This window comes from Geobacillus sp. YHL, from assembly GCF_022341265.1.
GTDB lineage: Bacteria > Bacillota > Bacilli > Bacillales > Anoxybacillaceae > Geobacillus > Geobacillus thermoleovorans.
On record NZ_JAEIGB010000003.1, the window covers coordinates 38214 to 50513 of the forward strand.

12 protein-coding genes and 1 riboswitch are annotated in these 12300 nt (G+C 54.8%); of the genes, 11 read left to right on the forward strand and 1 reads right to left on the reverse strand.

Features of this window, described 5'->3' with window-relative positions; all coding sequences use genetic code 11:
• Nucleotides 1–49: 49 nt before the first annotated feature.
• From JCR24_RS04595 to JCR24_RS04610, 4 genes are all read left to right on the forward strand, one after another.
• A complete protein-coding gene (locus JCR24_RS04595; protein WP_238980168.1) occupies nt 50–973 on the forward strand; it encodes a ketopantoate reductase family protein in 924 nt (307 codons plus the stop codon).
• Between the two features lie 133 nt (nt 974–1106).
• Nucleotides 1107–2774: a glycoside hydrolase family 13 protein gene (locus JCR24_RS04600; RefSeq protein ID WP_238980169.1), complete on the forward strand. Its 1668-nt coding sequence runs from the start codon at nt 1107–1109 to the stop codon at nt 2772–2774.
• Nucleotides 2775–2829: 55 nt separating this feature from the next.
• Nucleotides 2830–3366 (forward strand): YfiT family bacillithiol transferase, encoded by a 537-nt coding sequence (locus JCR24_RS04605; protein ID WP_238980170.1) that lies wholly within the window; start codon nt 2830–2832, stop codon nt 3364–3366.
• Between the two features lie 619 nt (nt 3367–3985).
• Nucleotides 3986–5191, forward strand: coding sequence for an MFS transporter (locus JCR24_RS04610; RefSeq protein ID WP_011230121.1), 1206 nt, complete (start codon nt 3986–3988; stop codon nt 5189–5191).
• Nucleotides 5192–5254: 63 nt separating this feature from the next.
• Here the strand turns inward: JCR24_RS04610 and JCR24_RS04615 are convergent, their stop codons facing one another.
• Nucleotides 5255–6439, reverse strand: coding sequence for a class I SAM-dependent rRNA methyltransferase (locus tag JCR24_RS04615; RefSeq protein ID WP_025038991.1), 1185 nt, complete (start codon nt 6437–6439; stop codon nt 5255–5257).
• 142 nt (nt 6440–6581) lie between these two features.
• Nucleotides 6582–6689, forward strand: a riboswitch (TPP riboswitch).
• Nucleotides 6690–6795: 106 nt separating this feature from the next.
• On the opposite strand from JCR24_RS04615, the gene tenA reads away from it, so the two are divergent.
• From tenA to thiS, 7 genes are read left to right on the forward strand one after another with little or no spacing between them, the layout of a single operon-like run.
• Nucleotides 6796–7479 (forward strand): thiaminase II, encoded by a 684-nt coding sequence (gene tenA, locus JCR24_RS04620; protein WP_011230122.1) that lies wholly within the window; start codon nt 6796–6798, stop codon nt 7477–7479.
• 23 nt (nt 7480–7502) lie between these two features.
• Nucleotides 7503–8093: an ECF transporter S component gene (locus JCR24_RS04625; RefSeq protein WP_238980171.1), complete on the forward strand. Its 591-nt coding sequence runs from the start codon at nt 7503–7505 to the stop codon at nt 8091–8093.
• 14 nt (nt 8094–8107) lie between these two features.
• Complete coding sequence (locus JCR24_RS04630) at nt 8108–9562, forward strand: ABC transporter ATP-binding protein (RefSeq protein WP_238980172.1); 1455 nt, start codon at nt 8108–8110, stop codon at nt 9560–9562.
• The gene (locus tag JCR24_RS04635; protein ID WP_238980173.1) at nt 9559–10341 is read left to right on the forward strand and encodes an energy-coupling factor transporter transmembrane component T family protein; all 783 of its coding nucleotides are present in this window, start codon (nt 9559–9561) and stop codon (nt 10339–10341) included. Before JCR24_RS04630 ends, JCR24_RS04635 begins: the two co-directional genes overlap by 4 nt.
• A 16-nt stretch (nt 10342–10357) precedes the next feature.
• Entirely contained in the window at nt 10358–10963 is a 606-nt protein-coding gene (gene tenI / locus JCR24_RS04640; protein WP_081132730.1) for a thiazole tautomerase TenI, read from the forward strand.
• A gap of 3 nt (nt 10964–10966) precedes the next feature.
• Nucleotides 10967–12100 carry a glycine oxidase ThiO gene (gene thiO, locus JCR24_RS04645; protein ID WP_238980174.1) on the forward strand — a complete coding sequence of 378 codons (1134 nt, stop codon included), beginning with the start codon at nt 10967–10969 and terminating at the stop codon, nt 12098–12100.
• Nucleotides 12097–12300: a sulfur carrier protein ThiS gene (gene thiS / locus JCR24_RS04650; RefSeq protein ID WP_011230128.1), complete on the forward strand. Its 204-nt coding sequence runs from the start codon at nt 12097–12099 to the stop codon at nt 12298–12300. The genes thiO and thiS overlap by 4 nt, the downstream gene beginning before the upstream one ends.

The following is a 12300-nucleotide window of genomic DNA, read 5'->3' on the forward strand; positions in this document are numbered from 1 at the left end:
TTGGAAGCGTAGGATCAACCCTCAAGTAGAGAAAGGAGCTGTACATACGATGCGCATTCTGTTTGTCGGAGCGGGAGCGGTCGGCGGGTATTTCGGCGGCCGTCTTCTTGAAAAAGGGGTGGACGTAACGTTTCTTGTCCGCGAGCGCAGAAAACAGGAACTGGAGAAATACGGGCTTGTCATCCACAGCATCCATGGCGATGCGGTATTGGCGCCGAGATTGCTTGTTGCCGGTGAATCGGCCGAGCCATTTGATCTTGCCGTGTTCTCAAACAAAGCGTACCATTTAGACGGCGCCATCGCCGACGCGAAACCGTATGTTGGAGAGGCGACGATGATTTTGCCGTTGTTAAATGGCATGGCCCATATGGAGGCGTTATGGAAGGCGTTCGGCCGCGAGAATGTCTTAGGCGGGCTTTGCTTTATCGAAACGACGTTAAACGAGAGAGGGGAGATCATCCAAACGAGCCCGGCGCATGAGATGCGTTTCGGCGAATGGCCCGCAGGACGGACTGAACGGGTGAAGGCGCTCGAATCGCTGTTTGCCGGCGCCAATGCCCGTTTTCGCCTAAGCGAACAAATTGCGGCTGATATGTGGAACAAATATTTGTTTATCGCGACGATGTCGGGCGTGACGACGCTGTTCCGCGCCCCGATCGGGCCGATTCGCTCCGGCGAGTACGGGAGCGTCATCATCGACCGGCTGTTTCGCGAAATCAAAACGATCATCCAAGCGCATGGGGCGCCGTTGACCGATGAAATGGCCGAGCGGCAACGCACCCAGCTCGAACAGATCGCCCCAACGATGAAATCGTCCATGCAGCGCGATATGGAAAAAGGACAGCTCATCGAAGCCGACCATTTGCAAGGGTATTTGCTGGCATTGGCGAAACGGCATGGCATCCATGCCCCGATGCTTGAGGCAGTATATCACAATTTAAAAATTTATGAAGCGAGCCGCGCAACGAGTTGATCAACCCCAGCCGGTTGGCAGGAGCGTGCAGCCCCGTCAACCGGCTGTTTTTTTGAGAAAAAGAGAAGTTGTTTATCGCACCAATATCGTGTACAGTTAATAGTGAAAACGTGTGCGCAAGGAGGAGGCAGCCTTGAAAAAAACATGGTGGAAAGAAGGCGTTGCGTATCAAATTTATCCTCGCAGCTTTATGGATGCCAACGGCGACGGCATCGGTGATCTTCGCGGCATCATCGAAAAGCTGGATTATTTGGTGGAGCTTGGAGTCGACATCATTTGGATTTGTCCGATTTACCGGTCGCCGAACGCCGATAACGGATATGACATCAGCGATTATTATGCCATTATGGATGAGTTTGGAACGATGGATGACTTCGATGAATTGCTTGCCCAAGCCCATCGGCGCGGGTTGAAAGTCATTTTGGATTTGGTCATCAATCATACGAGTGATGAGCATCCGTGGTTTATCGAATCGCGGTCATCGCGAGACAATCCGAAGCGCGACTGGTACATTTGGCGCGACGGCAAAGACGGGCGCGAACCGAACAACTGGGAAAGCATTTTCGGCGGCTCGGCATGGCAGTATGACGAGCGGACGGGGCAGTACTATTTACATCTTTTCGATGTGAAACAGCCCGATTTGAACTGGGAAAACAGAGAGGTGCGCGAAGCGCTGTATGACATGATCAACTGGTGGCTGGATAAAGGCATCGACGGCTTTCGCATCGACGCGATTTCCCACATTAAGAAAAAGCCGGGTCTTCCCGATTTGCCAAATCCGAAGGGGCTGAAGTACGTGCCGTCATTTGCTGCGCACATGAACCAGCCAGGGATTATGGAGTATTTGCGAGAGTTGAAAGAGCAAACGTTTGCACGATATGACATTATGACGGTCGGCGAGGCGAACGGAGTAACGGTTGATGAGGCCGAACAATGGGTCGGGGAAGAAAACGGCGTGTTTCATATGATTTTTCAGTTTGAGCATTTAGGGCTTTGGAAAAGGAAAGCCGATGGTTCGATCGATGTCCGCCGGCTGAAGCGGACGTTGACGAAATGGCAAAAAGGATTGGAAAACCGTGGGTGGAACGCGCTCTTTTTGGAAAACCACGACTTGCCTCGATCAGTGTCGACATGGGGAAATGACGGCGAGTATTGGGCGGAGAGCGCGAAGGCGCTTGGCGCGCTCTACTTTTTCATGCAAGGGACGCCGTTCATTTACCAAGGGCAAGAGATCGGGATGACGAACGTGCAATTTTCCGACATTCGCGACTACCGCGATGTCGCTGCCTTGCGTCTGTATGAACTCGAACGGGCGAACGGCCGGACGCATGAGGAAGTGATGAAGATCATTTGGCAAACCGGGCGCGACAACTCGCGCACCCCGATGCAATGGTCTGGTGCCCCAAACGCTGGATTCACGACAGGTACGCCATGGATCAAGGTGAACGAAAACTATCGTACGATCAATGTCGAGGCCGAGCGGCGCGACCCGAACTCGGTATGGTCGTTTTATCGACAAATGATTCAGCTTCGGAAAGCGAACGAGCTGTTTGTTTACGGAACGTACGATCTGCTTTTGGAAAACCACCCATCCATTTACGCGTACACAAGAACGCTTGGCCGCGATCGGGCGCTTATCATTGTCAACGTATCTGATCGTCCTTCACTTTACCGCTATGACGGCTTCCGCCTTCAGTCAAGCGATTTGGCGCTCTCGAACTACCCGGTCCGTCCGCATAAAAATGCGACGCGTTTTAAGCTGAAGCCGTACGAGGCGCGCGTATACATCTGGAAAGAATAAGAAGGAATTTGCCTTTCTGTGTGGAATGAATGAATACGGAAGGGAGATGATCAACATGGCGACGGTCGATCCGATTCGCTACCCGATCGGAACGTTTCAAGAGCCGGAGCGTTTTGAGGCTGAGGAGGTGCAAAAGTGGATTGCTGCCATCCGTGGGCTGCCGAGCGACTTAAGAACCGCTGTTTCCGGCTTGAACGATGAGCAGCTGAACACGCCGTATCGCGACGGCGGCTGGACGGTGGCCCAAGTCGTCCATCATTTGGCTGATGCAAGCATGAATGCGTTTTTGCGCACGAAATGGGGAGTGACGGAAGACGGCCCAACGGTGAAGCCGTTTGCGGAAAGTGAATGGGCGAAAACAGCTGATGCCCGTACATTGTCGATTGAATCGTCGCTTTTACTGCTTGACGGGCTGCATGCGCGCTGGACGGTGTTGCTTGAATCGATGACGGAGGTGGATTTTCACCGAACCATTCGGCCGGAAGGGGCAGCGGGGGAGATGCCGCTGTATGTATTGACCGCGTTGTATGCATGGCATGGGAAACATCATACCGCACAAATTGTGTCGTTGCGCAAACGAAAAGGATGGTAAAGGCTGCCGATTGTTCGGCGGCTTTTTTCTTCATCCTATTTCGCGCAGGAGACTCCCACTTCAACGACCAAAGGGAGTAAGTGGGAGAGGAATGCGCGTTCCCCCTTTCTTTTGTGTATGATCGAATAAAGGCGTGGAGAAAACCGTTCAATAAAGGCACTCCCATAACGGCTGCTCGATGTATGGAGTTGGTTGCAGGAAACGTTGCAACCGTCAAACATCGATCGTAGGTCCGTCTGTTGTGTGTGGAAGCCAAGTACTGCCAACAGACACACCGAGAGAATCGGTAACGATGCAGGCATGACCTGCGTGGTTGGGCAGTTGTCAACCTGCCCCTGATGCAACCCCAAGTCAAGGAAGGAGGACGAAGTCCGTTTGCACTTCTGGGGAGTTGCAAGCCCTCACTTCAAGCGTTCGCGAAGTGGGGGTAGTTGACGCATCATAGAAGGATGGTGCTGCGCAAACAACACCCGGGAACCGCCGGCTGGGCGGGGCTTTTTTGTCGTCATCTTGCCGGGAGAACGGTGAAATCACATTTTGCTTAAACGGCGGCATAGGATTATGTTATACTAACAAATATTAAGGGACACGAAATACATCGTTCGCAAGGGGGATCGGTATGGGAGCGGAGCAGCAGCCGCTTATTGCAGAACAAAAAGAAAAAATATGGACGAAAGATTTTGTTTTGATTTGTTTGGCCAATTTTTTTGTGTTTCTTGGGTTTCAAATGACGCTGCCGACCCTTCCGCTGTTTGTCGAGCATTTGGGCGGCAACGATCAGCTGATTGGCGTTGTCGTCGGTGTGTTTACGTTTTCGGCGCTCATCGTCCGTCCGTTCGCCGGCCATGCGCTTGAGACGAAAGGGCGCCGGTTTGTGTTTTTATTGGGGCTTCTCATTTTTGTCATTTCTGTCGGTTCCTACAGCTTGATCTCAAGCATTTTCCTTCTCTTTTTGATGCGGGTCGTCCAAGGAATTGGCTGGGGGTTTTCGACAACCGCTTCCGGAACGGTGGCGACGGACATCATTCCAGCGAGCCGCCGCGGGGAAGGAATGGGCTATTACGGGCTGTCGGGGAATATCGCCTTGGCGTTTGGTCCGTCGCTTGGACTTGTGCTTGCCGCTATGATTCCGTTTAGCCATCTGTTTGCCATTTGTGCGGCGCTTGGAGTCGCTTCGGTGCTGTTTGCCGCCGCGATCACGTATAAAAAAGCGGAAGCCGTGCATGGCAAAGGGGCGAACAGATGGGATTTGTATGAAAAAAGCGCTTTGACCCCGTCGTTGCTGTTGTTTTTCTTGACGGTGACGTTCGGCGGCATCGCCTCATTCTTGCCTCTATATACGGCGCAAAAACAGATCGGCGGCCTGCAACTGTACTTTTTGCTTTACGCGCTTGCCTTGATGGTGACGCGAACGTTCGCTGGCCAGTTGTATGACCGAAAAGGGCATCGGGCCGTCTTTCTCCCTGGTGCGGGGCTTATTTTGCTGGCGATGCTTCTTCTCGCTTGGCTGCCGGGAGAATGGGCGTTGCTTTTGGCGGCGGTGCTGTACGGTTTCGGCTTTGGCATGGTGCAACCGGGGCTGCAGGCGTGGTCCGTCGAGCGGGCGCCTGCCCACCGCAAGGGAATGGCGAACGCGACATTTTTCTCGTTTTTTGATTTAGGGGTCGGCGTCGGGGCGATAGTGTTTGGCCAAATCAGCCATTGGTTCGGCTATCCGAGCATTTATTTAGCTGCTAGCGGTTCGGTGTTCCTTTCGATGCTTGTCTATCTGTCGGTCTTGCATAAAGAACAATCGCTTCGCCCCCGGGAACGAAAAAACGCTTAGGGATAACCCCTAGGCGTTTTTTCTGCCCAGCGGCGCATCGAAACGGCCTTTGAGGGCGGCTCGTCACCGCCGGGAATGCACTTCGTAAATGGCGAATTTTAAGTAGTCGCCTTCTTCCGCGGCAAGGAGTTTCGGGTGGTCGTAGCCGGCGCCGTTCCAATATACTTGGCGCAGCACTTTTTTTGCGTCAAATGCCGCATCAGCGATCATTTCTTGAAATAGGTGCGGGCGGACGTGGTACGAGCAGCTTGATGTGACGAAAAAGCCGCCGTCTTTGACAAGCTTCAATCCGTTTAAGTTAATGTCTTTATAGCCGCGCAGCGCCTTCGGGACGGCATGGGCCGATTTCGCGAATGCCGGCGGGTCGATGATGACGACATCCCACTGTTTGCCGGCGCGCACTGATTCGCGCAAATAGTCGAAGGCGTTGGCGACGACAAATTCAACGTTCGTGAATCCGTTTAACGCGGCGTTCCGTTTCGCCGTTTCGATGGCATGTTCGGAAATATCGACGGCAGTAGCATGTTTTGCCCCATACAGACAAGCGTTTAGCATAAACGAGCCGGTATGGGTGAAGCAGTCGAGCACGGTCGTCTCCGGGCCGATGAGCGGACGAAGAGCGGCGCGGTTTTGCCGTTGGTCGAAGAAAAAGCCTGTTTTTTGTCCGTTTTCAATATCGACGATGTATTTCACGCCGTTTTCCTCGATTTCGATTTCCGTTTCCGCTTCCCCGTACCAAAAGCCTTTTTCTTGTTTGAGACCCTCAAGCTCCCGAACGGACACATCGTTGCGCAAATAAATGGCCCTTGGGGCAAACACGTCAAGCAAGCCGCGCAAAATCCAGTCTTTCCGCCTTTCCATGCCGAGCGCCAAAATTTGCACAACAAGCACATCTTCATATTTGTCGACGATCAATCCGGGCAAAAAGTCGGCTTCGCCATAGACGGCGCGGCAGGAGCGAACGCCGGGAATCATCCGTTCACGGTACGCCCACGCCTGACGGATGCGGTCGATGAAAAAGCGCTCATCGAGTTCATCGTTTGGGTTTTGCGTCAAGACGCGGACGATGATTTGCGAAGCGGGGTTGATATATCCTTTCGCCAGCCAATACCCTTGATGATTGTAAACGTCAACGAAGTCGCCCGGCGCAGCATCGCCTTCGATGCGGTCAACTTCACTTTGAAAAATCCATGGATGCCCTTGCTCAAGCCGTTTTTTCCGTTCTCTTTTCAGGATGACCTTCGCCATCGTTTCCACTCCCATTCCGTCGTCAATTGCTGCGTTTCCATCATAGCGGATTGCAACGCATAGCGCAACGTCGGAGAAAAAAAGATTGACAATCGTTCGTGCCATGGTATGATTAAGTGTAAAGAAAACTGAAAATTGCACCATCATCCACTAGGGGGGCCTTTAGAAAGGCTGAGATCAAAGTGTGCCTTTGAGACCCTTAGCACCTGATCTGGGTAATGCCAGCGTAGGGAAGTGGAGGAGCAGCACAGCAAGGCTAGGCTTTGCCTTGCCAACGTCGCATGCCCACGCCGCTTTCTTTACGCCAATCGGCAAAGGAAGCGGCGTTTTTATTTTGCCAAAAAGGGGGAAAACGAATGTCATTTGCCAAACAATTGCGCCAAGCGGCCGATCCGATCTGGCAGGCGAGTTTCCGCCATCCGTTTGTTCAGGAGCTTGGCCAAGGGACGCTTGCGCGCGAGAAGTTTCGCTATTACGTGATGCAAGATGCCTATTATTTGCGCCATTTTGCCCGCGTTCAGGCGATCGGGGCGGCGAAATCGCCGGATTTGGCGACGACAGCCCGGTTGGCGCACCATGCACAAAGCACGTGCGAAGCCGAGCTGTCTCTGCATGAAACGTTCGCCGAGCTCTTGGGCATTACAGAAGAGGAAAGGGCGGCGTTCATTCCGGCGCCGACGGCGTACGCCTATACGTCGCACATGTACCGCGCGGCGTACGAAGGGCATCTCGGTGATGTTATCGCCGCCATTTTGCCGTGCTACTGGCTGTATTACGAAATTGGCGAGCGCTTGAAAACGTGCCGCCCGAACGATCCGATTTATGAAAAATGGATCGGCACCTACAGTTCGGACTGGTTCCGCTCGCTTGTGGAAGAGCAAATCGCGCGGCTTGACGACATCGCTGACGAGGTCACCGAAGAGGATCGCCATCGGATGAAGCGGCATTTCCTCATCAGCAGCGAATATGAGTACGAGTTTTGGGAGATGGCGTATCGGCTTGAGCAGTGGCCGTCGGCTGAATTGGCGGCGAGCCGTTGACGTGAGACAAGGAGGAGAACAGGATGCAAGTGAAGACAAAAGGGTTAAAATTGGCGGATATTTTAACGACGATCGTCATTGCGATTGTGTTTGGCATTATTTACAAATTATGGGGCCCACTATATAGCGCGGTGGGAGCAGTAGGGTTTCATCTCGATCAACTCATTTACGGCATGTGGTTTATCGCCTCCTCGCTCGCTTATTTGCTCATTCGCAAGCCAGGGGTGGCGTTGCTCGCGGAGATTGCGGCTTCGTCCGGCGAGCTGATCATGGGATCGCAATGGGGGCTTGAAGTGCTCATTTACGGGGTCGTTCAAGGGCTGTTTGCCGAGCTCGTCTTTGCCGCCTTCCGCTATCGGCGCTTTGATACGTTCGTTGTATCGCTCGGCGCGGTCGGGGCGACGATTGGCTCGCTCATCATGGACTTTTACAAAGGCTATATTGAGGCGCTCGCCCCATGGAATATGGCGCTCTTTTTGCTGGCGCGTTTTATCGGCGCCATCCTCATCTCCGGCGTGCTTGCTGTTTCATTGGCGAAAGCGCTCGAAAAAACCGGAGTGACGCAAATGTGGCGGCCGGCCTCGAAAGACGATTACGATGCATTGAACCGGTAAGGCGGCGAATGGCGATGAAACAAGCAATTGCGATTGATCGGCTGCGCCTGAAATTTCCCGGGAGCGACGGGCTGCTGTTTCGCGACTTGTCGCTTTCGATTGCCGAGGGGGAGAAAGTGCTCCTCCTCGGTCCGTCGGGATGCGGCAAGTCGACATTATTGCAAGTGATGGCCGGCATCATTCCCCACTCGATCGATGTGCCGATGAAAGCGGAGCGCCTCGAGCGGCCGGAACGGTGGGGCTATGTTTTCCAAGATCCTGATGCGCAATTTTGCATGCCGTATGCGGACGAGGAAATCGCTTTTGCCCTCGAAAATCGAAGTGTGCCGCGCCGCGAGATGCCCGCCCGCATCCGTGCGCTGCTGAACCAAGTCGGTTTGGAGATCGCTCCGCATACGGATATCCATACGCTTTCCGGCGGGATGAAGCAGCGGTTGGCGCTCGCTTCGGTGCTGGCGCTTGAGCCGGATGTCTTGTTTTTGGATGAGCCGACGGCGCTGCTTGATGAAGAAGGGACGAAGGCGGTATGGCAAACGGTGAAGCAGGTGAGCCGCGGCAAAACGGTCATCATCGTCGAGCATAAAATTGACCATGTGCTCGACTTTGTGGATCGCATTGTCTTGTTCGGCCGCGATGGGCGCATCATCGCCGACGGCGAGGCGAAGGCGGTGTTTTCCGACTATAAAGACGTCATTGCCGCTGAAGGGATCTGGTATCCAGGCGTCTGGGACGACTATGACCGGACGGCAAGGCGGCGAAATCGCCATCAAGGCGAGGAGCTTCTTCGCCTCGCCCGTTTTCGCGGGTTCCGCGGCCGGGAGGCGAAAATCTATGTTCCGGAAGCAGCGGTGCACGCCGGCGAATGGATTGCCGTCACCGGAAAAAACGGCGCTGGCAAAAGCACGTTGCTGCACGCGCTTATGCAACTCATCCGCACGGACGGAGAGTATATGCTGCTAGGCGCCGACATCAAGCGGCAACACCCGCTCTACCGCCATATTGCGTTTGTTTTCCAAAATCCGGAGTGGCAATTTGTCGCCCATTCCGTCCGCGAAGAGCTCGCCTACTCGCTTCGGCTTGAAGGGCGGCCGGAAGCGGAAATCGAGGAAACCATCACCCGCCTGTTGCGTGAATTTGACCTTGTTGAGCAGCAAGACCAGCACCCGTACCAACTGTCGGTCGGACAAAAGCGGCGGTTGAGCGTCGCCGCTTCGATCGTCGCCGGCCAACGCCTCTTTTTGCTTGATGAGCCGACGTTTGGTCAGGACGCGAAAAACACGCTTGCTTTGCTTGAAATGCTTGAAGCGCACCGCGAACAAGGAGCGGTGATCATGATGGTTACACATGACGAGCAAATCGTCCGCCGCTTTGCGACGAGACAGTGGGTGATTGAAGATGGGGCGCTCGTTCGGGACGAACAGCTTGCAATTCGAGATCCGGTGTTGGCGGAAGGTGGGGCAGGGCGATGAAATGGGAGGTTCGTTGCCGTGAGACATGGCTTCATGAGACGAACCCGAGCTTGAAGCTCATTGTGTTTGTCGTGCTCTTTTTCGCTGTGTTGTTCATTCATAACCCGAACGTGCTGATTAACGTTTCGCTCGCTCTCTTCGTTTTGTTTTGCTTTGGCACCGGCTATCCGGCGAATGTGTTGTTTTGGCTGTTTTTGCCGTTTTTCCTCGTGTTTGTTTCGACGGCTTCATCGATGATGATGTTTGGCGAGGGAACGACGACATGGGTTCGCTGGGGGCTCATCCATGTTACAGCGGAAAGTTTTTGGCGCGGGGTGCACATCGGGTTTCGCGCTTTGGCGCTTGGGCTTCTCGGCTTGATTTTTTCGCTGACGACCCGGCCGGTTCCGTTGTTTTATTCGCTCATGCAGCAGTTGAGACTGAAGCCAAAGTATGCGTACAGTTTTTTGGCGGCGGTTCGGTTGTTGCCGATGATGCTCGAAGAGTTTCAAACCGTTCGCTACGCTTTGACCGTGCGCGGCGTGCCGAACAAGGGCGGCCTTGGCAAAATGAAGCGCTACGCCATTCCGCTGTTGTCGCAAAGCATCCGCCGCGCCCAGCGCATCGCGGTCGCGATGGAAGCAAAGCGATTTTCCGGGGATGGGCGGCGCACGTTTTACTATGAAATCGGGTTTGGCAAATATGATGTCCTGTTTGTCGCCCTGTTCGCCGCCTTGATGCTGGCGGCTTATTATGCCGGCATCCATTATCCATATATCCCGATCAGCGATGTCCGATAGAGGGAAAGGGATGGCGATGGGGATTCTTCATTTCATTTCGACGGGACGGCAGACAGCCGATGAGTTCGCCGCGATTTGCGCCCATGTTCATCCGTATGCCGATTTCATTCATATTCGTGAAAAGGAAAAGACAGCGCGCGAAACGGCCGAGTTCGTCACCGCGTTGCTTCGCGTCGGGGTGCCGCTGCAAAAAATCATCGTCAATGACCGGGTTGATGTCGCCGCTGTCTACGGTGTCAAAGGTGTGCAGCTTGCTTATCACAGCCTGCCGGTGCGCGCCGTCCGCCGCTCGTTTCCGGACTTGACGGTTGGTTGCTCGGTGCACGGGTCAGAGGAGGCGAAACAAGCCGAACAGGATGGCGCTCACTTTTGTTTGTATGGCCATATTTTTCCGACGGACAGCAAGCCCGGTTTGCCGCCGCGCGGTCTGGACTCGCTTGCGGAAATCGCGGCCGCCGTGTCCATTCCAGTCATCGCCATTGGCGGCATTCACGCCGGCAACGCTCGTCGGGTGCTGGAAGCGGGCGCAGCCGGGGTGGCAGTATTGTCGGCTGTTTTTTTCGCTGCTGACCCCGTTGCTGAGGCTAAACGGCTGGCAGACATCGTGAAAGGGAGGGGATAGGGGATGACGCATCGGTATGACGTCGCCATCGTCGGCGGCGGGGTGATTGGGGCGGCCATCGGTTTTGAGCTCGCCAAGCGGCGGCATCGCGTCGCCATTTTTGAAAAAGGAACGATGGGAAGCGGGGCGTCAAGCGCGGCAGCCGGCATGCTTGGGGCGCAATCCGAGTTTTCGACGTCAAGCCCGCTTGTGCCGCTTGCCTTGCAAAGCCGAGCTCTCATGCCGGCCTTGGCTGAAGAGCTGAGGGAGAGGACCGGCATCGATATCGGCCTTGTCGAAAAAGGATTGATCAAACTAGCGACAACGGAAGAGGAAGCAGACGATCTCTATCGCCATTATACATTTTGGCGGGGCATAGGCGAACCGGTGCAGTGGCTCACGAAAGGGGAGGCGCTTGAAATGGAGCCGCGTCTTGCGGCGGAAGCGCTTGCCGGCGTGATGTACATCCCTGGCGATGGGCAAGTGAGCGCTCCGGATTTGGCCGCCGCTCTTGCCTATGCCGCCGCCTCCGCCGGCGCTTGTCTGTACGAGTATACGGAAGTGTTCGACATCCGTTCCGACAGCAGTGGGCATGTGTTAGACACAACAGGCGGGACGTTTGCCGCCGAGGCGGTCGTCATCGCTTCCGGCGCTTGGGCGGCGCGGCTCGGCGCGCGGGTCGGGCTTTCACTTTCCGTTTATCCGGTCAAAGGAGAATGCGTCATGGTGCGCGCCCCGGTTCCGTTGTTGCAAACGACTGTATTTGCGAAAAACGGCTGCTACATCGTTCCGAAATCAGGAAACCGGCTGCTCATCGGAGCGACGTCCACGCCCGGCACGTTCGATCGACGTGTATCGGCCGGTGGGGTGATGAACTTGCTTCACCGCGCCGCCCACCTTGTTCCGGACATCGAACAGGCGGAATGGGTGGCATCATGGAGCGGCATTCGGCCGCAGACCGAAGACGGCTTGCCTTATCTAGGCGAGCATCCGGAGCGGCGCGGCTTATTCGTCGCTGCCGGCCATTACCGGAACGGCATTTTGCTCAGCCCATTGACCGGTCTGCTTGTCGCCGACTTAGTGGAGCGGAAAGAGACGGCGTTTGATCTTGCGCCATTTTCGTTGACACGCCATATCGGAAAGGTGGGGGTGGAATGACGTTAGTGATTAACGGGGAGACGGTCGCCGTGCCCGACGAGGTGAAAACGGTGGGCGATTTGCTTGCCCATTTCCGGCTTGAGAACAAGCTTTGCATCGTCGAAGTCAATGTCCGCATCATCCAAAAACATGAGTATGGGACGACGGTGCTATGCGATGGTGATCGCGTGGAAATCGTTCATTTTGTAGGAGGCGGTTGA

Coding starts and splice junctions, on each gene's coding strand:
- thiO (WP_238980174.1), top strand. CDS start 10,967: ATGACGCATCGGTATGACGTCGCCATCGTCGGCGGCGGGGTGATTGGG.
- JCR24_RS04630 (WP_238980172.1), top strand. CDS start 8,108: ATGAAACAAGCAATTGCGATTGATCGGCTGCGCCTGAAATTTCCCGGG.
- JCR24_RS04625 (WP_238980171.1), top strand. CDS start 7,503: ATGCAAGTGAAGACAAAAGGGTTAAAATTGGCGGATATTTTAACGACG.
- thiS (WP_011230128.1), top strand. CDS start 12,097: ATGACGTTAGTGATTAACGGGGAGACGGTCGCCGTGCCCGACGAGGTG.
- tenA (WP_011230122.1), top strand. CDS start 6,796: ATGTCATTTGCCAAACAATTGCGCCAAGCGGCCGATCCGATCTGGCAG.
- JCR24_RS04635 (WP_238980173.1), top strand. CDS start 9,559: ATGAAATGGGAGGTTCGTTGCCGTGAGACATGGCTTCATGAGACGAAC.
- JCR24_RS04610 (WP_011230121.1), top strand. CDS start 3,986: ATGGGAGCGGAGCAGCAGCCGCTTATTGCAGAACAAAAAGAAAAAATA.
- JCR24_RS04605 (WP_238980170.1), top strand. CDS start 2,830: ATGGCGACGGTCGATCCGATTCGCTACCCGATCGGAACGTTTCAAGAG.
- JCR24_RS04595 (WP_238980168.1), top strand. CDS start 50: ATGCGCATTCTGTTTGTCGGAGCGGGAGCGGTCGGCGGGTATTTCGGC.
- JCR24_RS04615 (WP_025038991.1), bottom strand. CDS start 6,439: ATGGCGAAGGTCATCCTGAAAAGAGAACGGAAAAAACGGCTTGAGCAA.
- tenI (WP_081132730.1), top strand. CDS start 10,358: ATGGGGATTCTTCATTTCATTTCGACGGGACGGCAGACAGCCGATGAG.